20 protein-coding genes and 2 tRNA genes are annotated in these 25,394 nt (G+C 69.1%); 11 read left to right on the plus strand and 11 right to left on the minus strand.

What is annotated here, in order from left to right; genetic code table 11:
- Window positions 1–25 precede the first annotated feature (25 nt).
- The 4 genes from NX1_RS30675 (at window position 26) to NX1_RS30690 (ending at window position 4,171) form a co-directional block, all read left to right on the plus strand.
- Window positions 26–964 carry a thioredoxin-like domain-containing protein gene (locus NX1_RS30675; RefSeq protein ID WP_068067140.1) on the plus strand — a complete coding sequence of 313 codons (939 nt, stop codon included), beginning with the start codon at window positions 26–28 and terminating at the stop codon, window positions 962–964.
- Window positions 965–1,690 carry a DUF305 domain-containing protein gene (locus NX1_RS30680; RefSeq protein WP_084501876.1) on the plus strand — a complete coding sequence of 242 codons (726 nt, stop codon included), beginning with the start codon at window positions 965–967 and terminating at the stop codon, window positions 1,688–1,690. It abuts the gene before it with no gap.
- Window positions 1,691–1,811: 121 nt separating this feature from the next.
- Window positions 1,812–1,884, plus strand: a tRNA-Arg gene (locus tag NX1_RS30685).
- 889 nt (window positions 1,885–2,773) lie between these two features.
- Window positions 2,774–4,171 carry a metallophosphoesterase gene (locus tag NX1_RS30690; RefSeq protein WP_068067143.1) on the plus strand — a complete coding sequence of 466 codons (1,398 nt, stop codon included), beginning with the start codon at window positions 2,774–2,776 and terminating at the stop codon, window positions 4,169–4,171.
- Between the two features lie 99 nt (window positions 4,172–4,270).
- Here NX1_RS30690 and NX1_RS30695 read toward each other — a convergent pair.
- A tRNA-Cys gene (locus tag NX1_RS30695) sits at window positions 4,271–4,345 on the minus strand.
- Between the two features lie 173 nt (window positions 4,346–4,518).
- Between NX1_RS30695 and NX1_RS30700 the strand changes: the two genes are divergently transcribed.
- From NX1_RS30700 to NX1_RS30710, 3 genes are all read left to right on the plus strand, one after another.
- The gene (locus tag NX1_RS30700) at window positions 4,519–5,067 is read left to right on the plus strand and encodes a MarR family winged helix-turn-helix transcriptional regulator (protein WP_068067146.1); all 549 of its coding nucleotides are present in this window, start codon (window positions 4,519–4,521) and stop codon (window positions 5,065–5,067) included.
- A 128-nt stretch (window positions 5,068–5,195) separates the two neighbouring features.
- The gene (locus NX1_RS30705; protein ID WP_068067153.1) at window positions 5,196–6,251 is read left to right on the plus strand and encodes an Hsp70 family protein; all 1,056 of its coding nucleotides are present in this window, start codon (window positions 5,196–5,198) and stop codon (window positions 6,249–6,251) included.
- A gap of 72 nt (window positions 6,252–6,323) precedes the next feature.
- Window positions 6,324–7,148 (plus strand): DUF6159 family protein, encoded by an 825-nt coding sequence (locus NX1_RS30710; protein WP_068067156.1) that lies wholly within the window; start codon window positions 6,324–6,326, stop codon window positions 7,146–7,148.
- Between the two features lie 57 nt (window positions 7,149–7,205).
- Here the strand turns inward: NX1_RS30710 and NX1_RS30715 are convergent, their stop codons facing one another.
- The 6 genes from NX1_RS30715 to NX1_RS30740 form a co-directional block, all read right to left on the minus strand.
- Complete coding sequence (locus NX1_RS30715; protein WP_245668749.1) at window positions 7,206–7,991, minus strand: enoyl-CoA hydratase; 786 nt, start codon at window positions 7,989–7,991, stop codon at window positions 7,206–7,208.
- A gap of 44 nt (window positions 7,992–8,035) precedes the next feature.
- Window positions 8,036–8,983, minus strand: coding sequence for a 3-hydroxyisobutyrate dehydrogenase (mmsB, locus tag NX1_RS30720; RefSeq protein ID WP_157120239.1), 948 nt, complete (start codon window positions 8,981–8,983; stop codon window positions 8,036–8,038).
- The gene (locus NX1_RS30725; RefSeq protein ID WP_068067165.1) at window positions 8,980–10,050 is read right to left on the minus strand and encodes an enoyl-CoA hydratase/isomerase family protein; all 1,071 of its coding nucleotides are present in this window, start codon (window positions 10,048–10,050) and stop codon (window positions 8,980–8,982) included. The genes mmsB and NX1_RS30725 overlap by 4 nt, the downstream gene beginning before the upstream one ends.
- Window positions 10,047–11,186 (minus strand): acyl-CoA dehydrogenase family protein, encoded by a 1,140-nt coding sequence (locus NX1_RS30730; RefSeq protein ID WP_068067167.1) that lies wholly within the window; start codon window positions 11,184–11,186, stop codon window positions 10,047–10,049. Before NX1_RS30730 ends, NX1_RS30725 begins: the two co-directional genes overlap by 4 nt.
- Window positions 11,187–11,190: 4 nt before the next feature.
- Window positions 11,191–12,690, minus strand: coding sequence for a CoA-acylating methylmalonate-semialdehyde dehydrogenase (locus NX1_RS30735; RefSeq protein WP_068067169.1), 1,500 nt, complete (start codon window positions 12,688–12,690; stop codon window positions 11,191–11,193).
- Window positions 12,691–12,808: 118 nt separating this feature from the next.
- A complete protein-coding gene (locus NX1_RS30740; RefSeq protein ID WP_169812313.1) occupies window positions 12,809–13,765 on the minus strand; it encodes a DUF2157 domain-containing protein in 957 nt (318 codons plus the stop codon).
- A gap of 129 nt (window positions 13,766–13,894) precedes the next feature.
- On the opposite strand from NX1_RS30740, the gene icmF reads away from it, so the two are divergent.
- The 3 genes from icmF to NX1_RS30755 all read left to right on the plus strand — a co-directional run bounded on the left by icmF (window position 13,895) and on the right by NX1_RS30755 (window position 19,901).
- A complete protein-coding gene (gene icmF, locus NX1_RS30745) occupies window positions 13,895–17,113 on the plus strand; it encodes a fused isobutyryl-CoA mutase/GTPase IcmF (RefSeq protein ID WP_068067175.1) in 3,219 nt (1,072 codons plus the stop codon).
- An 89-nt stretch (window positions 17,114–17,202) separates the two neighbouring features.
- Window positions 17,203–18,282, plus strand: a complete 1,080-nt coding sequence (locus tag NX1_RS30750; RefSeq protein WP_068067179.1) for an amidohydrolase family protein — start codon at window positions 17,203–17,205, stop codon at window positions 18,280–18,282.
- A 128-nt stretch (window positions 18,283–18,410) separates the two neighbouring features.
- Entirely contained in the window at window positions 18,411–19,901 is a 1,491-nt protein-coding gene (locus tag NX1_RS30755; RefSeq protein ID WP_068067181.1) for a flavin-containing monooxygenase, read from the plus strand.
- Between the two features lie 16 nt (window positions 19,902–19,917).
- Here the strand turns inward: NX1_RS30755 and NX1_RS30760 are convergent, their stop codons facing one another.
- Both NX1_RS30760 and NX1_RS30765 read right to left on the minus strand, forming a co-directional pair.
- Window positions 19,918–20,709 carry a helical backbone metal receptor gene (locus NX1_RS30760; protein ID WP_068067182.1) on the minus strand — a complete coding sequence of 264 codons (792 nt, stop codon included), beginning with the start codon at window positions 20,707–20,709 and terminating at the stop codon, window positions 19,918–19,920.
- Window positions 20,706–21,233 carry a TetR/AcrR family transcriptional regulator gene (locus tag NX1_RS30765; RefSeq protein WP_084501877.1) on the minus strand — a complete coding sequence of 176 codons (528 nt, stop codon included), beginning with the start codon at window positions 21,231–21,233 and terminating at the stop codon, window positions 20,706–20,708. Before NX1_RS30765 ends, NX1_RS30760 begins: the two co-directional genes overlap by 4 nt.
- Before the next feature lie 63 nt (window positions 21,234–21,296).
- On the opposite strand from NX1_RS30765, the gene NX1_RS30770 reads away from it, so the two are divergent.
- The gene (locus tag NX1_RS30770) at window positions 21,297–21,779 is read left to right on the plus strand and encodes an LIC_13387 family protein (RefSeq protein ID WP_084501878.1); all 483 of its coding nucleotides are present in this window, start codon (window positions 21,297–21,299) and stop codon (window positions 21,777–21,779) included.
- Between the two features lie 237 nt (window positions 21,780–22,016).
- On the opposite strand, the gene NX1_RS30775 is transcribed toward NX1_RS30770, so the two are convergent.
- Together NX1_RS30775 and NX1_RS30780 are read right to left on the minus strand one after the other, a co-directional pair.
- Window positions 22,017–22,781, minus strand: coding sequence for an SWIM zinc finger family protein (locus NX1_RS30775; protein ID WP_068067188.1), 765 nt, complete (start codon window positions 22,779–22,781; stop codon window positions 22,017–22,019).
- Window positions 22,778–25,394: DEAD/DEAH box helicase (locus tag NX1_RS30780; RefSeq protein WP_068067192.1), on the minus strand; the 2,617-nt coding region annotated here is incomplete at its 5' end. The genes NX1_RS30775 and NX1_RS30780, both read right to left, overlap by 4 nt.

Consider the following 25,394-nt stretch of genomic DNA (forward strand, 5'->3'; position numbering starts at 1 on the left):
CATCACATCGAGAGAGCAACGAGCAATGCCGAGTAGCAACAGCGCCTCGAAGTCGGCCAAGGCCGTCCGAGCCGCGGGGAAGGTGTCGCCTTCCCGCAAGGGGGGCGGCGGCAAGGGCCAGCTTCCGAAGAAACGCCAGATCCCGTGGATGGCCATCGGCGCGGCCGCAGTAATCATCGCATTGATCGGCGCCCTCGCCTACAGCCTGGTCCCCAAATACCGCGAACAGGCCGAACTGGACAAGTACACGCCGAGCGCGCAGAAGAAGGATCCCTCGGATCAGATCGCGGGCGTGGTGAAGAAGGACTACGCGCAGGGCGCGGGCAAGCACGTCGACCCGACCCAGCGAGTGGCCTACGACCAGAAGCCGCCCTTCGGTGGACCGCACGATCAGGCGTGGGCCGACTGCACCGGCGTCGTCTACGCCAAGCCGATCCGCACCGAGAACGCGGTGCACTCGCTCGAGCACGGCGCTGTCTGGATCACCTACAACCCCGACAAGGTGGACGCCGCGGGTATCGACACGTTGAAGAAGAAGGTCGAAGGCAAGCAGTACACGCTGATGTCGCCCTACCCGGGGCTGGACAGTGCGGTCTCGCTGCAGTCCTGGGGCCACCAGCTGAAGCTGGACAGCCCGGAGGACAAGCGGATCAACCAGTTCATCACCGCGCTGCGGCAGAACCAGTACGCCTACCCCGAGGTCGGCGCGGCCTGCTCCAACCCGTACTTCGACAGGGAGAACCCGGCGCCGTTCGACCCCGCGCCGCCCGGGCCGGACGCGGTGCCGATGGACGGTAAAGGCATCCAGACCGATCAGTCCGAGCTCGGCGGTGGACTGCCCGGAATCCCGGGTGTACCCGGCATCCCCGGTGTTCCCGGTGTCCCAGGACTGCCCGGCGCCCCCGGCATGCCCGGACTGCCCGGACTGCCCGGTGCGCCCGTCGAGCCGACGGCGGCCCCCTAGATGCAGGCCGAAGCCGATATCGAAACCGAGTCCGGCACGGAGCACGGCTTCAAGGCGCAGGTGCGCAGGCAAGGGGTCGCCCTGCTCGTCCTCGGCGCGCTCGGAGCCATCCTGCTCGGATTCGCCATCGGGACGCTCGTACGGCTTCCGCTGGACGGCGGTTCCGGCGAACCCGACCCGACCGCGGTGGACGTCGGCTTCGCCCAGGACATGTCAGCGCACCACGCGCAAGCCGTCGAGATGGCGGGCATCGCCCTGCTGCGCTCCACCGACAACGACGTGCGCAGGCTGGCCTACGACATCATGACCACCCAGCAGAACCAGGTCGGCCGGATGCAGGGCTGGCTGCAACTGTGGAACAAGCCCACGCAAAGCGTCGAGGGCTTCATGGGGTGGATGAGCGAGACCGGCTCCGAACACGGACACGGACACGGCGGCGGACACCAGATGTCCGGGTCGATGGCGAGCATGCCCGGCATGGCCACCCAGGAGGAACTCGCTGCGATGCGGCAAGCCCCCGCGCCGGAGGCCGATGTCATGTTCTTGCGCCTCATGCTGCGCCACCACCAGGGCGGCATGCCGATGATGGAATACGCGGCCGACCACGCCGCGACCACAGCCGTCCGCACCCTCGCCGCCAGCATGGCCGAAACCCAGCAGGCCGAATCCCGGCTGCTCACCACCATGCTCACCGCCCGCGGCGGCGCTCCACTCCCCCTCAACTGACCGGGCGTCGGGCCGGCCCCGGCGAAAGCCCCCGGCCCGACGCCCTTTTTGGCGTCCAGCGCACGATGCGATACGCTTGCCCCGCCCGATCGGACCACCCGGCCCGACCGAGATCTATCCCGCCCTCGTAGCTCAGGGGATAGAGCGTCTGCCTCCGGAGCAGAAGGCCGCAGGTTCGAATCCTGCCGAGGGCACTCCACTCGCAGCAGGCCCATGCCCACGGAGGGCGTGGGCCTTTGCTCGTTTCGTCGTGTTTTGTGGGGGTGCGACCCCCACGCCCCGCCCGGCGGGCTTCGCCCCCGGACCCCCTTGTGGTTGTTGCGTTTTGTGGGGATGTTTCGGTTGGGGGTCGCCGTTTGCTTGGTGTCGCGGGCTTAGTTTTGTGCGGATCGTTCGGTTTGGGTTCTCGATGAATCGATGGGCGGTCGCGGCGGATCGTCGTCACTTCAGTGGTCACGGCTGGCGAATCGCGCTTGAAGCACGGCGGGAGGTTGGTTTACCGCCGGTTCGGAGACAGGCGATCTGCGCGCCGCACGCGGGGCTTCACCAGGCTGAACATCGCGGCCGCCGCGATGGAGTCGGTATGCCGCGCGTTCGACGTCGAGTAGAGTTGGAGCGTCACGCGAGTGATGTCGAGAGGTGGAGACCGCCCCGCTAAGACGGCCTCCACCGCGTGGGTTAGCTAGCCCGCACTCGGCGGACCAAGGCGAGCGCCCCGGCGGTCACGGCAGCAACGATCAAGCAGATGCCGTAATCGACCGGGGCCTCTCGCTTTTTCCGGCGATGTTTCGCCATTCCCCACCACCTCCTTTCTCGGCACGATGCGGCTTGGACCAGACGCCGCACCGCCCCTGGAGCAGGAGGTGGCAACACCTTACGACAAGCCCCTGGCCAGACCCTTTGCGTCACAGTGGGTTACACGCAAGGGGGGAATCATGCTGGTCACCGCGGGCCGGTTCGTCGGCGCGATGTGGGCGAAGACTCAGGACGGCGCGCGCCGGGTGGTCGAGCAGCCGCGCCAGGCGCTGAGCGGCGCGAAATAGAGCGGGTCGCGGCACCGATTCTTGCCGTACCCTCGCGACCATGAGCTGCTGCGGACCCTCGCGCCGCACATTTCTCGGCGCGATCGCCTCCGCGGCGTTGCTCTCGGTCGGCGGCATCACGTCGAGTCGTGCTCGAGCACAGTTTCTTTCGTTGCTCGCGACGGATCTGGAAGTCGTCACCGTCACCGATCGCTCGGTCGTGCTGACCTGGACCACCGTGGCGCCGGACGAGGCGGGACGCCTGACCCCAGTCCCCTCCGACGCCGAAGTTCGGCTCGGCCCAGCGGATTCGCCGCGAGCGCCGGTCCCGGTCTTCGCCGATCCCGATCGAAGGCCGTTCCACTACGCCGAGATCGGTGGCCTGGAGCCGGGCCGCCGCTATCGTTTCGAGGCGTGGTCGCAGGGCGTGCGTGCGACGCCCGCGCTCTCACTCACCACGCTGTCGCCCGGAACGCCGGAAACCACCGGCGAATTCACCACCATGGTGCCGCCGCCAGGCCGCTTGCTGCGCACCATCGCGCTGGCCAACGACGTGCACTACGGCGAGACGGTCAGCGGCTTGGTGGTCGGCGCGTTCCCGCCCGGCTTCCGCCAGCCGGCCGGTCTGCCGCCCTATCCCGAGGTCATGCTTTCCGCGCTGCTCGACGACCTGCGGGCCAGAGATGTGAATCATCTTGTCGTCGCGGGTGATCTGACCAGCGAAGCGACGCAGCAGGAGTCGCGCGCGGTCCGCGCCCGGCTCGACTCGTGGGGTGCGCTCGGCAGCGACTACCTCGTGTCGCGCGGCAATCACGATCGCCCGCACGTGGACTACGAGACATGCACCCACCTCGGCGAACACCGCGACTGCTGGGGCGACAATTTCCTCGCCAGGCAGGAGTTGGCCGAGCACGAGGTCGGCGGATTGCGACTGCTCGGCATTGACACCAGCGACCTGAACGGTGCAGGCGGGCGCATCGAACGATCCCAGTTCGACCGCTTGGCCGAGGCGCTGCGCGCCGACCCGGACCGTCCGACCCTGGTCTTCGGCCACCACCCGGTGACCGTCGAATCGGGACTCACCAACACCGCTGGCCCGGCTTTCGTCCTCGATGGCACCGACAGCATCCGACTCCAGCGACTTTACGAGCGGGCGCCCGGCGTCTTCCTGCACCACAGCGGCCATACCCACCGCAACCGCCGCACTCGGCCGGACGCGAATATCGCGGTGGAGTTCCTGGAGGTGGCCGCGGTGAAAGAGTATCCGGGCGGCTACAGCCTGCTCCGCGTGTACGAGGGCGGCTACATGGTGAACTTCTACAAGACGCGCGCCGAGGACGCCCGGCGGTGGAGTAGCACCACCCGCGGCGAATACTTCGGACTGCTCCCCGATTACACCCTCGGAACCTTCGCCGACCGGAATCACGTTGTCGCTCGGGATTTTTCCGGTCTGTGCTGAGCTGACGGAGGCCGAGTGCGCGCACACCGACGGAGCCCCGGTCCGGCGGTGGCGTAACACCGAACCGAGGCTCCGACGACCGGCGCACCCGATCTTTCCTGGAGCGAGCGGCGGGAATCGAACCCGCGTTAACGGCTTTGCAGACCGTTGCCTAAACCACTCAGCCACGCCCGCCTCGCATTCGAGAATGCCGGGCCGCGCCGCCTGCGACCAGGCTTGGGCTCGAGCTGATTCAAAACCTCCACAGATCACGCCGCCCCTCGAGCCCGGACGGCCCACACGCCGATATCGCCGGAACGTCGAGCGCGCGACGGGGAAAGAACCGCCCGGCATGCAATGATCGGGGAATGTCTCGGCCACGCCCGCTCCCAGTCGATCCCATCGAGGAGGCCCACCGCCAGTGGGTCGGCCACGGCTGGGGCGATGTCGCCGACGGGATGGCGGCGGTGACCTCTCTGGTCCGCGCACAGCAAATCGTGATGGCCCGGGTGGACGAGGCGCTGAAACCGACCGGCCTGACCTTCTCCCGGTACGAACTGCTCATGCTGCTGAGCTTCAGCAAGACCGGCGCGCTGCCGATGGCGAAGGCCAGCGCCCGGCTCCAGGTCCACCCGACCAGCGTCACCAACACCGTCGACCGACTGGAGGCGGCACGCCTCGTCGAGCGGGTGCCGCATCCCAGCGACCGCCGCGCCACTCTCATCGAAATCACCGACGCCGGAAGGGAATTGGTCGCGAAGGCCACCGAGGATCTGAACGCGAAGGTGTTCGCCCACCCGGGCCTCCGGCCGGATCGGCTGCATCTGCTGTTGCAGCTGCTCGCGGAATTCCGGCACGCCGCGGGCGACTTCGACACCGGCGACGCGCCCGCCCGCTGGAACACCAGGGAACGCTGAACTCCACTCCGTACCTGGCGGTCTCATACACCGCGGAATCGACCTCCGCGTAACAGTCCGGCATCCAACTAGCGAATTCGCGGCGGCGTTGCCTTGGCAGCGGCCGGGAAAAGGTCCACCATGGATCCATGGTGCTGGTCTTGGGGGTATCGGCGGGTGCTGGTGGCGCGCGCGCGATGTTGACGCATAGCGACCAGCCGCACCTTCCTCCCATCGATCGCTGCCATGTCCCGCGCCGCGCGGGTGCGGGCGTCGAGGAGGCGGTGTTCGAGGCGATTCGCGAGATGTGCCAGTCCGCCCAGCTGCGCGACGAGCTGATCACCGGCACCGCCGTGACCTGCCGCTGCCCCCTGCACGCCGAGGCCATCCGGTCCGCCGCGGGCCGCAGCAGGCTCACCATCGTCGACGAGCCGCTCGCCCAGCTGCGCTACCTGCGCTTCACCGGCGAACTTCCGGACTCCGGCACCGTTATCCTCTACGACCTCGGCAGCTCCGGGCTGACCGTGACGCACGCCGACTGCCGCACCGACGCCATCCTGTCCAGCAAACGCAGCACCGTACTCGGCGGCGACGGCTACGACGCGCTGCTGCGCTGGCAACTGGCCAGGGAAGGCGTGCTCACCGATCGGATCGGCAGCAGAAAGCACCGCGAGGCGCTCAGCAGCGCGCGGGTGGTCACCGCGACCGATCCAAGCTCCGGCGGGCGAGCCGTGGTGACCCGCAGCGATCTGGCCGAACTGTGCGCCGCGGGCATTCATCACTCCGCGTCGTTCGTGCGCCAGCTCATCGAGGAGACCGGGGTGCGGCCCGAGGCGCTCGTCCTGCTCGGTGGCTGCACCCGCAGCCCGAGCGTGCGCGGCGAGCTGGCCGAATTGGTCGACCTGCCGCTGATCTACGACCCGGAGCCGGAATACGTCTCGGCGCGAGGCGCGTTGCTGTTCGCCGCCGAACGCCCGTCCGGCGACGTGCGCATGGCGCGTCTGCGGACGGGCGCCCTGCCGACGCTCGCCCCCGCGGGCGTCGGCCGTCGGAAGGTCATCGCCGCCGTTGCGGTCACCGCGGCACTCGGCGCGACGATCGCCGGTTTGCTCGCCGTGGAACGGGATTCGGCGCGGCCGCCGGCCGGGGGTACCGCGCCGACGCACATCGAACTGCGCACCACCCCGCAGCCGTCGGGCAACTGAGGCCGGAGCCCGCCGCACCCCGTTGGCTAGCATGGCGCTGAACCACAAGCGCACGACAACGGGGGTGTACACGTGGCATTCGCCGCCGCGAGAACCATGCTCAGGACCGGATGGGGCGTGCTGACCTCGCACCGCGCGCTGGTCGCGTACCCGGTGCGGTCGGCCGTCACGGGAGCGGTCGTGACGGGCGTCCTTTTCGTATCCATCGGCGCCGACGTGATCGACGGGTCGTCGTCGGCCACACCCCTGCTGCTGGCCGGAGCGTGCTATCTGCTGATGGTGATCGTCACCACGTTCGGCAACGCCGCCCTCATCGCGCAGGCCGACAACGTGCTGCGCGGCGGATACCCGGGCGCGGCGAGGCGGATTCCCATGGGACGGTGGCCCGCGATTCTGCTGTGGGCGCTCGCGACGGCGACGGTGCTGCCGGTGCTGCGGCTGGTCGAACACGACTTTCGCGACATGCGGACGGCGCGCGGCCGCCATCCCGGGACCGCGTGGGCGGACGTGGCCGAGCTGGCGCTCCCGAAGATTGTCCTGGAAGGCCGCAATCCGATTGGCGCACTGCAAGATTCACGTTGGACGCTGGATCGCGCGTGGGGTACCGACGTGGTGAGCAGTACCCGCCTCGGCATGGTGGGCTACACGCTGGTGCTGGTAGGCGTTTCGGTGAGCGTGCTGGTCGGCGCCGTGCTGGGCGCGCTGGCGCAGGCACGGCTCGGCGTGCCGTACGGCACGGCGATCGGCCTGTGGCTCGGCTTGGCCGTCTACATCACCGCGCTGGTCTTCGTCTCGGCCGCGAACGCGGTGTATCAGGCAGCGCTCTACCACTATTCGGTCGACGGACGCACACCGCCCGCGTTCGCCGCGGACCTCACGCGGGCGTTCCAGCCCTGAGACGACAACGGCTCGCGCGAACACCCGGAAAGGCGAACGCGCGAGCCGTGAGCGGACTCAGCGGTTGCTGAACTTCGCGGGCCGCTTCTCGACGAAGGCGCTCATGCCTTCCTTCTGATCCTCGATGGCGAACAGCGAGTGGAAGACGCGGCGCTCGAAGCGCAGTCCCTCGGCGAGGGTGGTCTCGAAGGAGCGGTTCACCGCTTCCTTCGCGATCATGGCGACCGGCAGCGACATCGCGGCGATGGTCTCGGCCACCTCGAGCGCGGTGTCGAGCAGTTCGGCGGCGGGCACGATGCGCGAGACCAGTCCGGCGCGCTCGGCTTCCTCGACGTCCATGTTGCGGCCGGTCAGTACCAGGTCCATGGCCTTGGCCTTGCCGATCGCCCTGGTCAGCCGCTGCGAACCGCCGATGCCGGGGATGACGCCGAGCTTGATCTCCGGCTGCCCGAACTTGGCCGTGTCGGCGGCGATCAGGATGTCGCAGATCATCGCCAGCTCACAGCCGCCGCCGAGCGCGTAGCCCGCGACCGCCGCGATGGTGGGCTTGCGGAAGTTCGCCAGCCGGTCCCAGCGCGCGAAGAAATCGTCCATGAACATGTCCATGTACGACTTGGGCTGCATCTCCTTGATGTCGGCGCCCGCCGCGAAGGCCCGCTCCGAGCCGGTGATGACGACCGCGCCGATCGCGTCGTCGCGCTCGAGCTCGTCCAGCGCGGCGATCACGTCGTCGAGGACCTGCGCGTTCAGCGCGTTGAGCGCCTTCGGACGGTTCAGTGTGATCCAGCCGACCCGGCCTTTGCGCTCCAGCAGAATCGTCTCGAAGTCGGGCCCTCCCGTCACCCGGCCGCCACCCCCCACGGAATCGCTGTGCGATGCATCCATCTTCAGGCCACCTCTTGGTCGGATCGGTTACGGATATCGGTGACGATAGCCGAGAAGTCCTTGCCCGCGTCCGTCTGGTTGAACCGGGTGTAGATCTCCGCGGCGAGCGCGCCGAGTTGCCCGTCGATGCCGTTGGCGCGCAAGGCGTTCGCGGCGAGACCGAGGTCCTTGGTCATCAGCGCGGTGGCGAATCCCGGCTGGTAGTCGTTGTTCGCGGGGCTGGTCGGCACCGGGCCGGGGACCGGGCAGTAGTTGGTCAGCGCCCAGCTCTGGCCCGACGCGGTGGAGACCACGTCGAAGAACGACTGGTGGCTCAGACCCAGCTTCTCGCCGAGTACGAGCGCCTCGGACAGACCGATCATCGAGATGCCGAGCAGCATGTTGTTGCAGATCTTGGCGGCCTGGCCGACGCCGGCGTCACCGCAGTGCACGACCTTGCCGCCCATCACCTCGAGCACCGGGAGAGCGTCGGCGAAATCGGCCGCCGCACCGCCCACCATGAAGGTCAGGGTGCCCGCGGCCGCGCCGGCGACGCCGCCCGACACCGGCGCGTCCAAGGCGCGGTGCCCCGCCGCGACGGTCCGCGCGGCCGCTTCCTTGGCGTCGGCGACGTCGATGGTGGAGCAATCGATGAACAGGGTGCCTGGCTGCGCGGCGGGCAGCAGGTCGGCGTAGACATCGAGCACCAGCTTGCCGTTGGGCAGCATGGTGATCACCACGTCGCGGTCGGCGGCCGCCGCGACGGCCGTATCGACGACGGTCGCGCCGTCCTCGCGCGCCTGCTGCTGCGCGGCAGGCACCGGGTCGAAGGCGAGCACGTCGTAACCCGCCCTGACCAGGTTGGCCGCCATCGGCGCGCCCATGTGGCCGAGGCCGAGGAATCCGATCTTCTGCCCACCCGTCGCCCGGCCACCACCCCTGACCGAATCGCTGTGCGATGCTGTGCTCACTGCTGCGCCTCCGATGCCGCCAAACCCAGTTCCTTGTCGCCCAATTCGGCGAAGTACGCCGCTACCTGCGCGTCGGTGACTTCGGCGAGGGTCGCCGGTCGCCACTGCGGGTTGCGGTCCTTGTCGATCACCTGCGCGCGGATGCCCTCGACCAGATCGTGCGAGCGCAGCGAAGCGATGGATACGCGATACTCCTCGTCGAGCACCGCCTCCAGGCTCGGCAGGTCGCGGGCCGCGCGCAACGAGCGCAGCGTGACCTTCAGCGCGACAGGAGATTTGGCGAGCAGATCGGCGACGGCCTTCGCTGCTTCCGGCGCGTCGGATGCCTGCAACCGCGTCACGATCTCCGCTACGGTGTCGGCGCCGTAGCAGGCGTCGATCCAGTCTCGCTGCGCGAGCAACTCGGATTCCGGCGCCTCCGTGGCGAACTTCGCGATCGCCACCTCCGCTGTCTCGGTGCGCAACGTCTCCAACAGGGCCGGGATGTGCTCCGAAGGCACGTAGTAGTCGGCGAACCCGGCCGCGATGGCGTCGCCCGCGCCCATCCGCGCGGTGGTCAGCGCGACGTGCGTGCCGATCTCACCGGGCGCGCGCGAGAGCAGATAGGTGCCGCCGACATCGGGAACGAAGCCGATGCCGACCTCGGGCATGCCGATCTTTGACCGCTCGGTGACGACGCGATGGCTGCCGTGGCCGGAAAGTCCTACGCCGCCGCCCATCACGATGCCGTCCATGATCGCCACGTACGGCTTCGGGTAGCGGCCGATCAGCGCGTTGAGGACGTACTCGTCGCGCCAGAACACGCCGGTCGGCGAGTCCGCGCCCGCGGTACCGGTTCTCGCGTCGGCGTGAATCGCGACGATGTCGCCGCCCGCGCACAGCCCGCGCTCCCCCGCGCCGGTGACCACGACGGTGCGCACCTCGTCGTCCTCGGCCCAGGCGCGCAGCGCGTCGGTGATCGCCAGCGCCATAGGGTGGTTCAGCGCGTTGATGGCCTTCGGCCGGTTCAGCGTGATCAGCCCGAGGCCGTCGCGCTTGTCGATGATGACTTCAGGTTCGTTGCTCATGCTGCTCCTATGACCGAGCGGGCTACGACAACCCGCATGATCTCGTTGGTGCCCTCGAGGATCTGGTGGACGCGCAGGTCACGGACGATCTTCTCCAAGCCGTATTCGTGCAGGTAGCCGTAGCCGCCGTGCAGCTGGAGCGCCTTGTTGGCCACCTCGAAGCCCACGTCGGTGGCGAATCGCTTGGCCATGGCGCACAGTTCGACCTTGTCGGGCGCGTCCGCGTCGAGCGCGGCGGCCGCGCGCCACAGCAGCGTCCGCGCTGCCTCCAGTTCGGTACGCATATCGGCTAGTTCGAATTGCAGCGCCTGGTTCTTCAGCAGCGCCTTGCCGAAGGCCGTGCGGTCGGCGAGATAGGGCACCGACTTGTCCAGCGCCGCCTGCGCGCCGCCCACCGAGCACGCGGCGATGTTCAGCCGCCCGCCGTTGAGGCCGTTCATGGCGATGCGGAACCCGTCGCCCTCCGCGCCGAGGCGGTTGGCGACCGGGACGCGGACGTCCTCCAGCACGACCTGCCTGGTCGGCTGCGCGTTCCAGCCCATCTTGCGCTCGTTCGGCCCGACCGAGAGGCCAGGGGTGTCGGCGGGCACGATCAGCGTCGAAATGCCGCGCGCGCCTTCGTCACTCGTGCGCACCATCATCACGTACACGTCGTTGGCGCCCGCGCCGGAGATGAACTGCTTCGCGCCGTTGAGGATGTAGTCCTCGCCGTCGCGAACGGCCTTGGTGCTCAGCGCCGCCGCGTCGGAGCCGACGCCGGGCTCGGTGAGCGCGTAGCTGCCGAGCAGTTCCATCGAGGTCAGACCGGGCAGCCAGCGGTTGCGCTGTTCGCCGGTGCCGTAGGCATCGATCATCCAGGCGGCCATGTTGTGGATCGAGATGTAGGCCGCCACCGCCGGACACCCGGTGGCCAACTGCTCGAAGATGCGCACGGCGTCGAGCCTGCGCAGCCCCGAGCCGCCGACGTCCTCTCGGACGTAGATGCCGCCCAGGCCGAGCGGGCCCGCCTTGCGCAGCACGTCCACCGGAAAGTGCTTCTGCTCATCCCATTCCAGCGCGTTGGGCGCGAGGAACTCGTCGGCGAACTGGCGCGCGGTCTCGCGGATCGCGCGCTCGTCCTCGTTCAGAGTGAACATCCGGTCAGTCCATCGTCGGGATGACGAACGCGTTGGACTCCTTCAGACCGGAAGGCCAGCGCTGGGTCACCGTCTTGGTCTTGGTGTAGAAGCGGATCGAATCCGGGCCGTGCTGGTTCAGATCGCCGAAGCCGGACCGCTTCCAGCCGCCGAAGGTGTAGTAGGCGATCGGCACCGGGATCGGCACGTTGATGCCGACCATGCCGACCTCCACCCGGGAGGCGAAATCGCGTGCGGTATCGCCGTCGCGGGTGAAAATCGCCACGCCGTTACCGTATTCGTGCTCGTTGGCCAGGCGCAGGCCCTCCTCGTAGTCCTTGGCGCGCACGACGCTGACCACAGGGCCGAAGATCTCCTCCCGGTAGATGCGCATGTCGGCGGTGACCTTGTCGAACAGCGTCGCGCCGACGAAGTAGCCGTCCTCGCCGCCCTCGACGGTCAGGCCGCGGCCGTCCACGACCAGCTCGGCCCCCTCATCGATGCCGATCTGGACGTAGTTGTTCACCCGGTCGACGCCGTCCTTGCCGACCAGCGGGCCGAAGTCGGCGCCCGGGTCGTCGGAGCGGCCGATGTTGAGCTTGTGCACCCGCTCGGTCAGCTTGGCCACCAGGCGATCTGCGGTCTCCTCGCCGACCGGCACGGCCACCGAGATGGCCATGCAGCGCTCGCCCGCGGAACCGTAGCCGGCGCCGATCAGCTGGTCGGCGACATCGTCGAGATCGGCGTCCGGCATCACGATGGCGTGGTTCTTCGCGCCGCCGAAGCACTGGGCGCGCTTGCCGTTCGCGGTCGCAGTCTCGTAGATGTACTGGGCGATCGGGGTGGAGCCGACGAAGCCGACGGCCTTGATCCGCGGATCGTGCAGCAGCGTGTCGACGGCCTCCTTGTCGCCGTTGATCACGTTGAACACGCCCGCGGGCAGACCGGCCTCGAGGAACAGCTCGGCCAGCCGCAGCGGCACCGAGGGGTCGCGCTCGGAGGGCTTGAGCACGAACGCGTTTCCGCAGGCCAGCGCGGGACCGGCCTTCCACAGCGGGATCATGGCCGGGAAGTTGAACGGGGTGATGCCCGCGACGACGCCGAGCGGCTGGCGCATCGAGTAGACGTCGATGCCGGTGCCGGCGCTCTCGGTGTATTCGCCCTTGAGCAGGTGCGGGATACCGGTGGCGAACTCGACGACCTCGAGCCCGCGCTGGATGTCGCCCTTGGCGTCGGCGATGGTCTTGCCGTGTTCGGCGGAGAGCAGCGCGGCCAGGCTGTCCATCTCGTCCTGCACCAGCGTCAGGAACTTCATCAGCACCCTGGCCCGCTTCTGCGGGTTGAACGCCGCCCACTCCGGCTGGGCCGCCGCGGCGTTCGCGATGGCCGCCTCCACCTCGGACTTGCTCGCCAGCGGCACGCGCGCCTGCACCTGGCCGATGTTCGGGTCGAAGACATCGCCGAAATTGCCCGAGGCGCCTGCGACGTGTTGCCCGCCGATGAAGTGAGTGAGTTCGCGAACCATGCCAGTCCTTTGTCAGTCGTCGACGCGCGGTGCGCGCAATCTGCGGTCATCCTATAGTTGGATGTCCGAGTAATTACTCGAGGGGACGGGGATGTGATTCATCCCACCCGGAAGGAAGTCAGTCGGAGCCGCGCGGCGACCGCGCCATGATGATCACACCCGTCGCGAGCAGCACGGCGCCGACGATCAGTACGAAACCGGCCGCACCCAATCCCTCGGTCCACTCCGACACCGCCCCGGCGATGGCGAGCGCGACGGCCCCCGCGCCGCCGATCACCAACACCGGCGACCGTTGCGTCGCGTAAAGCGCGAAGCAGACGACGGCGACGAGCACGGTGAGCACGAGCGGCCAGCGGTCCCGCTCGAGGTCGACCCACTGCGCGCCGAGCAGCGCGACGGCGATCGCGATCGCGTATCCCGCCCATTCCTCGACGAACACACCCGCTCGCGTCAGCCCGAACCAGACCATGCCGAGCGCGAAAAAGCCCAACCCGATCCAGAATTCGTCCAGGTCCAACAACTCGCCGAGCACACCGCCGACGACGGGCACGCCGAACGCCGCGCACGCGAGCATGCCGACCACCGACGGCAGCGCCACGTAGCCGAGCACCGCCGCGACCAGGCCTGCGCATGCCGCGAGCACCCACGCCTCGTCGGACCCCGAATCATCGATGCCCGCTCCCACCGCACCGGCGAGCGTGGCCGCGGCGAGCGCGAACAACACCGCGGCCAGCCGCATGCGCGCGGTCGGCGTCGTCGTACGGAACAGCGACGCGCGCCCGGCCAGTGCGACGCCACCCAACGCGAGCCCGATCGCCACCGCCGCCAGAATCGCCACCCGGCTCGCCCGCGCCAGATCGGCCCACGACGCCTCGAGAAACAGCACCAACCCGCCGAGCAGCAGACCGGCGCCGATGTATGCCGCGATCTCGGCGAGCAGCTTGCCCGCCGTCGGCCGCGCCGCGGCCTCCTCGGCGGCCACCGCGGCCGTGACCGCGTCCCGTTGCGCCTCGGTCAGCACACCCTCGTCGACCAGTCGGCGCAGCGCCGTCCCCACCCGATGCTCATGAGCCACCGGTTCAGTATCACCGGCGGCGTCCATGGCGCGGCGGCGCGCGACAGGCTGGCGATGTGATCGCTGTCACCGTAGAATTACTTTGACGTCCTAGTATCGGGCGCCATAAGGACTCGCCGGAGGACTCCCGTGGCCGACAGCAGCGCGCTCCACACTCCCGCCCACCCCGTCCGTTTCGTGACGTCGGCGGCCCTGTTCGACGGTCACGACGCCGCGATCAACATCATGCGGCGTATCTTGCAGTCCCAGGGCGCGGAGGTGATTCACCTCGGGCACAACCGCGCCGTGCACGAGGTGGTCGCGGCCGCGATCGAGGAGGACGTGCACGGCGTGGCGGTCAGCTCGTACCAGGGCGGCCACATCGAATACTTCGAATACCTCGCGGCCGCGCTGAAAGAGGCCGGCGCGGGCCACCTCCGAATCTTCGGCGGTGGCGGCGGGGTGATCGTGGCCGACGAGATCGAGCGACTCGCCGCCGCGGGCGTGCGGATCTTCTCCCCGGAGGACGGCCAGCGGCTCGGATTACCGGGCATGATCAACGAATTGGTGCGTGCCTGCGATCATGACCTCGCCGAGCGGTTCCCCTCGACCGAGGCCGTGCTCGCGGGCGAACGGCCCGCGCTGGCCCGCGCCATCACCTGCCTGCAACAGGACACGCTGCCCGCCGCCGACCGGGAGGCGCTGCTCACCGCGGCGAATGCGCGCGCCGTGCCGGTGCTCGGCATCACGGGCACCGGAGGTTCCGGAAAGTCCTCGCTGACAGACGAATTGGTGCGGCGGCTGCGCTCCGACCAGCAGGACAAGCTCCGCGTCGCGATCCTCGCGGTCGATCCGACCCGCCGCCGCGGCGGCGGCGCGCTGCTCGGCGACCGCATCAGAATGAACGCGCTCGACGGCGCGCACGTGTTCTTCCGTTCGCTGGCCACCCGGGGCAATCACGAACTGCCGCGCAACATCGACACCATCGTCGCGGCGTGCAAGGCCGCGGGGTACGACCTGGTCGTCCTGGAGACGCCGGGCATCGGGCAGGGCGACACGGCCATCGTCGACCACGTCGACGTGTCGATGTACGTCATGACGCCGGAGTTCGGCGCCGCCTCCCAGCTCGAGAAGATCGACATGCTCGACTACGCGGATGTGGTGGCGGTCAACAAGTTCGAGCGCCGCGGCGCCGCCGACGCGGTGCGCGATGTGTCACGCCAGCTGCTGCGCAACCGCGAGGCTTTCGGCGCGCGCCCCGAGGATATGCCCGTCTTCGGCACCAGCGCGGCGACGTTCAACGACGACGGCGTGACCGCGCTCTACCAGCACCTCACCGGCCTGCTCGGCGAGCACGGCCTGCGGCTCGAGCCCGGGACGCTGCCGTGGGTCGACACCAAGGTCTCCACTCGTTTCGCCCAGATCATTCCGCCCGCGCGGGTGCGGTACCTGGCCGAGATCGCCGAAGCGGTGCGCGGCTACCACGCCGAGACCGGCAGGCAGGTCGCCGCGGCGCAGCGCGTCCAGCGGTTCGAGCAGGTGCTCGCCGAACTGCCCGACGACACCGCGGTCGCCGACTTGCTGACAGCCGCACGCACCGAACTCACCGACGACAATGCCGCGCTGCTGGCCGAATGGCCCTCGATCGCCGAAAGTTACCGAGGGGACGAGCAGGTGGTGCGGGTGCGCGACCGCGAGATCCACACTCCGCTGCGCCGGGAGTCGTTGTCGGGCAGCAGTATCGCGCGCGTTGCGCTTCCTCGCTTCACCGATCACGGTGAGCTGCTGCGCTTTCTGCGCGCGGAGAACCTGCCCGGTCGCTTTCCGTTCACGGCGGGGGTGTTCCCGTTCAAGCGGGACAACGAGGATCCCGCGCGGATGTTCGCGGGCGAGGGTGACCCGTTCCGCACCAACCGGCGCTTCAAGGTGCTCTCCGCGCACGCCGAGGCGACCCGGCTGTCGACCGCCTTCGATTCGGTGACGCTCTACGGGCGCGATCCCGACGAGCGACCCGACATCTACGGCAAGGTCGGCACCTCCGGCGTCTCGATCGCCTCGCTCGACGACATGAAGGCGCTCTACGACGGTTTCGACCTGACCGCGCCGACCACCTCGGTCTCCATGACGATCAACGGCCCGGCGCCGACCATCCTGGCCTACTTCCTGAACGCCGCCATCGACCAAGCGTTGCAACGCTTCTCGGCCGCGGAGGGCCGCGAGCCGACCGAGGACGAGGCCGCGGGCATCCGGGCGAGCACGCTGGCCACCGTGCGCGGGACCGTGCAGGCAGACATCCTCAAGGAGGACCAGGGCCAGAACACCTGCATCTTCTCCACCGAGTTCAGCCTGCGCATGATGGCCGACATCCAGGAGTGGTTCGTGCGCAACAAGGTGCGCAACTTCTACTCGGTGTCGATCTCGGGGTATCACATCGCCGAGGCGGGCGCGAACCCGATCAGCCAGCTCGCCTTCACCCTCGCCAACGGATTCACCTACGTGGAGGCCTATCTGGCGCGCGGCATGGACATCGACGACTTCGCGCCCAATCTGTCGTTTTTCTTCTCCAACGGCATGGACCCGGAGTATTCGGTGATCGGCCGGGTCGCCCGGCGCATCTGGGCGATCGCCATGCGCGACCGCTACGGCGCCAACGAACGCTCGCAGAAGCTGAAGTACCACATCCAGACCTCGGGCCGTTCGCTGCACGCACAGGAGATGAACTTCAACGACATTCGCACCACGCTGCAGGCGCTGATCGCCGTCTACGACAACTGCAACAGCCTGCACACCAACGCCTACGACGAGGCGGTGACCACGCCGACGGAGGAGTCGGTCCGCCGGGCCTTGGCCATCCAGCTGATCATCAACCGCGAGTGGGGCTTGGCGATGAACGAGAACCCGCTGCAAGGCAGCTTCGTCATCGACGAACTCACCGATCTGGTCGAGGAGGCGGTGCTCGTCGAGTTCGAGCGGATCAGCGAGCGCGGCGGCGTGCTCGGCGCCATGGAGACGGGCTACCAGCGCGGCAAGATCCAGGACGAGTCCATGCTCTACGAGCGGCGCAAGCACGACGGCTCGCTGCCGATCGTCGGGGTCAACACGTTCCGGAATCCGAACGGCGAGCAGCACCGAGTGCTCGAGCTGGCGCGCGCCACAGAGGCGGAGAAGAAGTCCCAGCTCGACCGCGTGCGCGAGTTCCAACAGCGCCACCGCGACGCGGCGCACGCGGCGCTGGCCCGGCTGGACGCCGTGGCGCGCACCGACGAGAACATCTTCGCCGCGCTGATGGACGCCGCGCGGGTCTGCACGCTGGAGCAGATCACCGATGCCTTCTTCACCGTCGGCGGGCAGTACCGGCGCAACGTGTGAGGCCGGTGAAGCTCGTCGTTGGCCCGCGCGCGGCCATCGTCGTGTGACAATCGCCGGGCCGGGTAATCCGCCACGACAGGAGGGACACGATGGACCTCGTGGGCCTACGCGTGATCGACGCGCACATCCACCAGTGGGATCCGCTGACCACGCCGCGCGATTTCAGCAACCTCGCCCGGCTGTTCAAATACCTGCCGGTGCCGATCGGTCTCGCCACCCGGCTCGCCCCACGCCGCGACCGTGAATTCGTCGGCGACCCAACGGCATACGTGCATCCCTATCTGCCCGCTGACTACCGGACCGACGCGGTGGGTGTCCCGGTGGAGTCGATCGTGCACGTCGAGGTGGAGTGGACCGGGTCAGGCCCGACCGCGAAGGCGGACGAGACGCGCTGGGTCGCCAGCCTGCCGTTCGGCGTCGACACCCCGCGGCTCGGCGCCGTCATCGGGTCGGCCGATCCGGCCGCCGACGGCTTCGCGGCGCTGCTCGACGCGCACCGGACCGCGTCGCCGCTGTTCCGCGGCATCCGCACGATGGTCGCGCACCACCCGGACACCGGCATCAGATCCTTCGCTGGCGGCGCTGGCGCGCTCACCACGAGCCGTTTCCTGGACGGGTTCGCCGAACTCGCCGAGCGCGGGCTCTCCTTCGAGGCATGGGTGTACTCGCACCAGCTGCCCGAGGTGACCGCGCTGGCCGAGCGCTATCCCGAGGTCACCATCGTGCTGAACCACCTCGCCACGCCCGCGGGCCTGTACGGGAAGGTCGGCAAGCACACCGGCGCGAATCCGGGCGAGCGCAGGAAACTGTTCCTGAGCTGGCGCGACGACCTGAGCGCGCTGGGCGCGATGCCCAACGTCGTCGCAAAGGTCAGCGGACTGATGATGCCGATTCTCGGGCATCCGGTGCCCAAGCGCGGGAGTTCCACGCCGGTGCCCGAGCTGGTGGAGCGGGTCGGTCCGCTGGTAGCGCACGCGATGGACGTCTTCGGGCCCGAGCGCTTGCTGTGGGGCTCGAATTTCCCGGTGGACAGACCGATCACGCGCATCGCCGACAGCGCGCAGGTGATCGCCGACGCCGTGACCGCCCACGGCGGCGGGCCCGTCGATCTGGCCCAGATCTTCCGCGGCACCGCCGAGCGGGTCTACCGCATCGAGGCGCCGGAGTAGCTCCGCCCGGGTCGCGGCCCGTTGACAAAGCCGCAGGGCGCGCGCCTAATGAGATGGCAGGTGCGGACACTGATGTCGCCCGACATCACATGCGTTCGCGCGGCCGGACTCATGGAGCGAGCGGTGCGATGAACGAGACGACCATCGACCACGAAGTGATCATCGTCGGGGCCGGGTTCTCCGGTATCGGCGCGGCGATCAAGCTGCGCGCGGCCGGTTTCGAGGACTTCCTCATCGTCGACGACGCGGACGGCGCGGGCGGCACCTGGCATTGGAACACCTATCCCGGTGTGGCCGTGGACATCCCGTCGTTCAGCTATCAGTTCTCCTTCGATCAGCGGGCGGACTGGTCGAGGGTCTACGCGCCAGGCCGCGAACTCAAGGCCTACGCCGAATCGTGCGTGGACAAGTACGGACTGCGCCCGCGCATCCGTTTTCGCACCACGATCACCGACGCGGGATTCGACGAACAGCGCCACCTGTGGCGGCTGCGCACCAGCTCCGGCGACGAATTGCGTACCCGCTACGTGATCAGCGCGACCGGCGTGCTGACCCGGCCGAAGCTGCCCGACATCCCCGGCGTCGGCGATTTCGGCGGCGCGACCATGCACACGTCGCGCTGGGATCACCGGGAAAGCTTGCGCGGCAAGCGAGTCGCGATCATCGGGACCGGCGCCTCCGCGGTGCAGGTGATCCCGGAGATCGCCCCCGAGGTCGCCCATCTCGTCGTCTTCCAGCGCACCCCGATCTGGTGCCTGCCGCGGCCCGATCTCCCGCTGCCCGCCCCGGCGCGCCTGGCGCTGCGCCTGCCCGGCGGGCGATCATTGACCAGGTTGATCAGCCAGGCCTATGTGGAGCTGACCTTCCCCATCGCGGCGCACTACTACCGGACGCTGCCGACGGCCGCTGTCGCCGAGCGCGCCGGGCTGGCCCACCTGCGCCGCCAGGTGCAGGACCCGGTGGTGCGCGAAAAGCTCACGCCCCGTTACGCGCTGGGCTGCAAACGCCCCAGTTTCTCCAACGACTACCTGACCGCCTTCAACCGCGACAACGTGCTGCTGGAGACCGACCCGATCCGCGAGATCACCGCCACCGGCGTGCGGACCGAGGCCACCGAGCACCGGGCGGACGTACTGATCCTGGCGACCGGCTTCAAGGTGATGGAATCGGGCAACATGCCGACCTACGATCTGCGCGGCGTCGGCGGCCGGGATCTCGAAAAGTGGTGGGACGAGCATCGGCTCCAGGCCTACGAAGGTGTCAGCGTGCCGGGCTTCCCGAATTTCTTCTCGGTGATCGGTCCCTATGGCTACAACGGCTCGTCGTATTTCGCGCTGATCGAGAACCAGGTCCGGCACATCCTGCGCTGCCTGCGGCACGCCCGCGCGACCGGTTCGACCCTGGTCGAGGTCACCGAGGAGGCCAACGATCGGTACTTCCGGGAGATGCTGGCCCGGCGTGGCGGGCAGGTGTTCTGGCAGAAATCCTGTGCCGTGTCCAACAGCTACTACTTCGACAAGCACGGCGATGTGCCGCTGCGGCCGTCAACCACCGTGGAGGCCGCGTGGCGCAGCGGTCACTTCGACCTGGCCGACTACCGGTTCGCCGCGGCCTCCTGAGCGCGGCGGGCGCTTCTCAGCGGATGATCGCGGCGGCGATCTGCCGGATCAAGGTCTCGCGCGCCGTGACGAGGGAAGGGCCGTACCAGGTGAGACTGCGGCCCTCGACGAGCGCGCAGGGAATGCCAGGAAATGCCTCGGGCCCATCGGTTTCGGTGAAAACATACGGCTCGTCGGGCAAGATCGCCAGCTCGACGCCTCGGGTGAGTTCGGCCTCGTCGACGCGCGGGTAGCGCTCGGGGCGGTCCGCGTGCACGAGGCGCAGCCCGAGTCGGCGCGCGAGGTCGCCGGTGAAGGTGTCGCGGCCGACGACCATCCACGGCTTGCGCCAGATCGGGATGACGGTCGCGCGCGCGGGCTCCGGAGGCACTGCGGCCCAGACGTTTTCGGCGGCACGCAACCAGGGCGGCGCGGATACACCGAGCGCCTCGGTGAACAGCCTGGTGAGCGAGGGAAACGCGGCATCTAGCGTCTCGATCCTGGTGACCCACACCGGGATACCCGCCGCGCGCAGGCGCTGCACGTCCGCGCGGCGGTTCTCCTCTCGATTGCACAGCACCAGATCGGGAGCCAGCTCGACGATCCGGCGCAGGTTCGGGTTCTTGGTGCCGCGCACGCGTTCGACGGACAGGTCGGCAGGGTGGGTGCACCACTGCGTCGCCGCGACGAGCAGGCCGGGACAGGTGGCCGCCACCGATTCGGTGAGCGAGGGCACCAGCGACACGACCCGCCGCACCGGGCGGACGATCGACACCTCGTCGCCGAGGTCGTCGTGTAGCGAGACACGCCGGGGCGGAACGGTATTCACGACAGAATCCGGTCGCACAGGACGCGCAGCCGCTCGGGCGGCACCTCGGGCAGCGTGTTGCCCGCGCCGAGCACCAGCAGGTAGAGGATCTGCGCGGTCTCCTCGGCGGCGGGCTCCGAATAACCGATCTCGTCGAGCAACTCGCGCAGAAACGCCAGCCGGGCCGCGTCGACCCGCTGCTTGGCCGCGGCGGCGACCGGGTCGTCCAACGCCCACGCCCGGACCGCCACCTCCAGGCGGGCGGGTTCACCGTCGGCGAGCACCAGATCGATCAGCAGATCGAGCCTGTCGCGCGGGTCGAGCCGCCCGGCCGCCTGCACCTCCCGGATGTAGCGCAGCGTCTGCACCTCCTCGAAGTGCGCGAGCAGCGCCTTCTTGTAGCCCGGCATGCCCGAGAAGTGGTGGTAGAAGGACCCGGTACTCAGGCCGGTGGACGCGACCAGCTTGTCGATGGTCAGCGCCGTCGGCCCCGCCGTGCCGAGGATCGACAGCCCGGAGGCCAGCCATGAGGTCTTGCCCGCCACGAAGACCAGCCTATAACATAAATTTTGTTTTGTTTTTGGGGATGCACACTTCCGGAGGTCGCGATGACCGCGATGACAGCCACCGCCCAGCCCAGCACCACAGCCGCCCGATGGCCGATCCGCGTGCATCGCGCCGGCGCGTTGTTCCTCGGCACCATCGGACTCGCGCACGAGCTCGTCCTGCATCTCTTCAACGGAGCCGACAACGCCGGTGAGGAAGCGGTCAACGAGCTGTCGAGGAACACCACCGCGGCGCTGTTCGAGGGCGGAAGGGAAGTGACGATCTTCGGGCTCAACACCGGTTACAGCGTCGCCATGGGGCTTCTCGGCCTGCTCTTTTCGATGCTCGCGGTGGTGGCCGCGCGGACGGCCCCGGCGCTGATCGCGCGCTGGTCGCTGTTCAACTGGATCTGCGTGGCCGCGGCGGGCGGCACGTTCTGGATCTCCTGCCTGTACTTCCCCGAACCCGTGGTCGCGTTCGCGGGGCTCTCGACGCTCTGCTTCGCGACCGTGCTGGTGGGTGGTCCGCGCGCGTCGGCGGAGTAGAGACCACGCGGATCGGTACGCCAACCCGGGGCAGAAGGCAGCGCAGGTTCGGCACAAAGGCGGTGAACGGACGGCAATCGGGCATTACCTGGTCCACCTCGCCGGAGCAGACTGGAAGTGGCACCCGGCGCCGAGACGCACCGGCCCTCAGCGCACCGGACGGGATCCGCCCGACGAAGTCCGGAGACGCGGGCCGGCCTCGATGCCGGGTGCTGACCATCGCGCGAAGGCCGCGGCTCAGTGCCGCAACAGCGCGTACAGCGCGGCGAGCTCACGCAGTCCGGTGGCCGCGCTCGCCTCGTCCTCGGCGCTCATGCGGAGCGCTCTGCGCAGCAGCATGGAATCGAGATCGTCCATCGCGGAACGGAATTCGACCTTCGGGAGGCCGGGAAGCGGGGTTTCGTCGCCATACGGATCGTCGCTGTGGACCGGTCGAGGATCTCGCTCGATACCGCGGATGAGGGTGTCGAGGTCCAACCCGCGCAGCGTGAGAATCTCGCGGGGCCGCTCGTCGAGTCGCTCGGCGAGCAGATAGCAGACCGCCGCGACATGCTTGCACGGCCAGCCTGGGTCCGGGCAGGTGCAGTCGAAGTCCAATTCGGCCGCCGTGCTCGGCAGCAGCAGCGGGCCGAGCCCGGTGGGCAGGGCGCCCGAGGCGATCTCCGCCAGCATGCCCGGCGAGCTGCGGATCGTCTCGATCAGCAGGTCCAGTTCCTCCTCGCGCAGCGCGCGCACACGGAAGGCCGAGGTGAACGGGCGCGGCTGGCTGCCCTGCACCTCCGCGACCACCGCACCGGGCTCGATCCGATAACTCACCACCTGCCCCGACCGCGCATAGCTGCGCCCGCGGGCCAGCCTGCCCGGCTCGGCCATCGCCTCGACCGCGTCGATCAGCGCACGCCCCCACCAGGTGCGGCCGAATCCGCCGCGACGGCTGCGCGCCGCCACGCCGCCCTCGACCGGCAGTCGCTTGCCGTACTTGCTGTAATCCTCGAACGTCATTCGCCCACCGCCTCGGCGCCGAGGGCGAACAGATCGCGCAGTTCGTCGGTGCTCAGTTCGGTGATCCAGTTCTCCCCCGCCCCGACGGCCAAGTCCGCGAGCCTGCGCTTGCCGTTGATCATCTCGTCGATCCGCTCCTCGATGGTGTCGACGCAGACGAGCTTGCGCACCTGCACCGCGCGCTGCTGACCGATACGGAACGCGCGGTCGGTCGCCTGGTTCTCCACCGCCGGATTCCACCAACGGTCCAGGTGCACCACGTGATTGGCGGCCGTCAGGTTCAGTCCGGTGCCGCCTGCCTTGAGCGACAACAACATCAGCGGCGGCCCGTCATCGGACTGGAATCCGGTCACCATGGCGTCGCGGCGGCGTTTCGGCACGCCGCCGTGCAGGAACGGGACCTGGCCGCCGAAGCGCTCGGCGAGATAAGGCGCGACGAGCTCGCCGAACTCGCGGAACTGGGTGAACAGCAACGCCTTCTCGCCGTCGGCGAGCACGGCGTCCACCACGTCCTCGACCAGGGCCAGCTTGCCGGACCGGTGCTTGCCGCGAGTCATGACGCCGGAACCGTCGCCGAGGAAGTGCGCGGGGTGGTTGCACACCTGCTTGAGGCGGGTCAGCGCGCCGAGCACCGCCCCCTTGCGCGCCATGCCTTTCGCGTTCCTGATCTTCTCCATCATGTCGTCGACCACCGCCTGGTACAGCGCGGCCTGCTCGACGGTCAGATTGGCGCGGACCGTCATCTCCAGCTTCTCCGGCAGGTCGCTGATGACGGACGGATCGGTCTTCACCCGGCGCAGCACGAACGGCTGGGTGACGAACCGCAGCCGCGAGATCGCGTTCTGATCGCCCTCCCGCTCGATCGGCACCGCGAATCTCGCCCGGAAGGTCTGCGCGCTGCCCAGCAGCTTCGGCATCGCGAAATCGAGGATCGAGCGCAGTTCCTCCAGCCGGTTCTCGACGGGAGTTCCGGTAAGCGCCAGGCGATGTCGCGCCCGCAGCGCGCGAGCCGCGCGGGCCTGCCTGGTCCCGGCGTTCTTGATGTGCTGGGCCTCGTCGAGCACGACGCGCTCCCAGTCCTGCCTGCTCAACGCCTCGATGTCCCTGGCGAGCAGCGAATAGGTGGTGAGCACCAGGTCGGCCTCGGCCACCGCCGCGTCGAGTTCAGCGCCGCCGCGCCTGCCCGCGCCGTGGTGTACCAGCACCCGCAGATCCGGCGCGAACCGCTCGGCCTCGCGCTGCCAGTTGCCGACCACCGACATCGGGCACACCAGCAGCGACGGCCCAGGCCGGTCCGCGGGCTGTTCCCGTTCGTGCACGAGCAGCGCCAGCACCTGCACCGTCTTGCCGAGGCCCATGTCGTCGGCGAGGATTGCGCCGCAACCCATTCGGCTCATGGTGACCAGCCAGGACAGGCCGCGCAGCTGATAGGGACGCAGCTGCGCCTTCAAGCCGCTCGGAGTGGGGACCGGCTCCGCGTCGTGCCCGCGATCGAGCAGTTCGGCCGCCCACCCGCTGGCGGTGACCTCGGTGATCGGCACCTGCTCGACCCGGCTGCTCGCCAGTTCGCCGATCATGTCGGCGAACGTGATCGGCGAATCGTCGCTGTGCGCGGCGACGTAGCGGGCCGCGGCGGCGAGCGCCTTGTGGTCGGCCTGCACCCATTCACCGCGCAACTGCACGAGATCGGATTTGGCGCGGATGAGGCGCGCCATCTCGGCCTCGGTCAGCACGGTGTCGCCGAGAGCCAATTCCCAGCGGTAACGGACCAATCCGCGCATGCCGACGGTGCTCTCCGCCGCCGGAACCGCGCTCTCCACCCGCAGCCGCATGGACGGGGCGGAGATGCTCCACGCGCGCGGCAGCAGCAGCCGGATGCCCGCCGCCTGCAACGCGTGCGCGCCGTGCGCGACGAGATCGGCGACCACTTCGGTCGGCAGCAGCAGATCCATGGTGCGCGGATCGGTCGGCAGGTCGCGCAGCCGAGGATAGGCGCGCTGAGCCTCGCCCAGCTTGTCGATGGCGGTGCGGACCAGGCTCGGGTCGCCGTGCAGCGGGATCGGCGCGGGCGCCTCCCCCTCGGTGCGCAGGCAGACCTCCAGGCGCCACAGCGCCACCGAATCGTCGGCGAAGCCGAGCTCGCCGTCCGGCTCCAGCAGCCGCAGCACCAGTTCCGGCTCGTCCACGGTCAGGCCGGCGCGCCAGCGTTCCAGCACCTCGGCCAGCTGATGGCTGCCGCTGTCGAGTGGGCTGTCGCCGACGAGCGCGGCCAGCAGCGGATGCGACGGGGACGACGCGTCCATCGACCGCCTTGCGATCGGGTCGGTCAGCTCGCCGACGAGATCCTCCAGCACGGCGGCGGGCCGTCCGGCCACCTGCAAGGCGGCGGGGGCGGCCACCGCGAGCTCGGCCAGCCAGGCGCGCTGACGCGCGCCGCCGACCAACCGCCACCGCACCCACCATTGGCCGTCATCCCTGCGCAATTCGGGCACGATCCGCCCGGCCCGCACCCAGCGCTCGACTCCGTGCGCGACATGGGCGAGAAAGCGCAGATCACCCGATACGGCCGAGGGTGGCAACGGCTGGCACAGCGCCGCGGCGGCGGCCTCGGGC

This window comes from Nocardia xishanensis NBRC 101358, assembly GCF_001613365.1.
In the GTDB taxonomy this organism is placed as follows: Bacteria; Actinomycetota; Actinomycetes; order Mycobacteriales; family Mycobacteriaceae; genus Nocardia; species Nocardia xishanensis.

What these genes read in the sequence shown, in the direction of transcription:
- NX1_RS30675 (WP_068067140.1), top strand. Translation starts at nt 26, where the DNA reads ATGCCGAGTAGCAACAGCGCCTCGAAGTCGGCCAAGGCCGTCCGAGCC.
- NX1_RS30680 (WP_084501876.1), top strand. Translation starts at nt 965, where the DNA reads ATGCAGGCCGAAGCCGATATCGAAACCGAGTCCGGCACGGAGCACGGC.
- NX1_RS30690 (WP_068067143.1), top strand. Translation starts at nt 2,774, where the DNA reads ATGAGCTGCTGCGGACCCTCGCGCCGCACATTTCTCGGCGCGATCGCC.
- NX1_RS30700 (WP_068067146.1), top strand. Translation starts at nt 4,519, where the DNA reads ATGTCTCGGCCACGCCCGCTCCCAGTCGATCCCATCGAGGAGGCCCAC.
- NX1_RS30705 (WP_068067153.1), top strand. Translation starts at nt 5,196, where the DNA reads ATGGTGCTGGTCTTGGGGGTATCGGCGGGTGCTGGTGGCGCGCGCGCG.
- NX1_RS30725 (WP_068067165.1), bottom strand. Translation starts at nt 10,050, where the DNA reads ATGAGCAACGAACCTGAAGTCATCATCGACAAGCGCGACGGCCTCGGG.
- NX1_RS30730 (WP_068067167.1), bottom strand. Translation starts at nt 11,186, where the DNA reads ATGTTCACTCTGAACGAGGACGAGCGCGCGATCCGCGAGACCGCGCGC.
- NX1_RS30735 (WP_068067169.1), bottom strand. Translation starts at nt 12,690, where the DNA reads ATGGTTCGCGAACTCACTCACTTCATCGGCGGGCAACACGTCGCAGGC.
- NX1_RS30750 (WP_068067179.1), top strand. Translation starts at nt 17,203, where the DNA reads ATGGACCTCGTGGGCCTACGCGTGATCGACGCGCACATCCACCAGTGG.
- NX1_RS30755 (WP_068067181.1), top strand. Translation starts at nt 18,411, where the DNA reads ATGAACGAGACGACCATCGACCACGAAGTGATCATCGTCGGGGCCGGG.
- NX1_RS30770 (WP_084501878.1), top strand. Translation starts at nt 21,297, where the DNA reads ATGACCGCGATGACAGCCACCGCCCAGCCCAGCACCACAGCCGCCCGA.
- NX1_RS30775 (WP_068067188.1), bottom strand. Translation starts at nt 22,781, where the DNA reads ATGACGTTCGAGGATTACAGCAAGTACGGCAAGCGACTGCCGGTCGAG.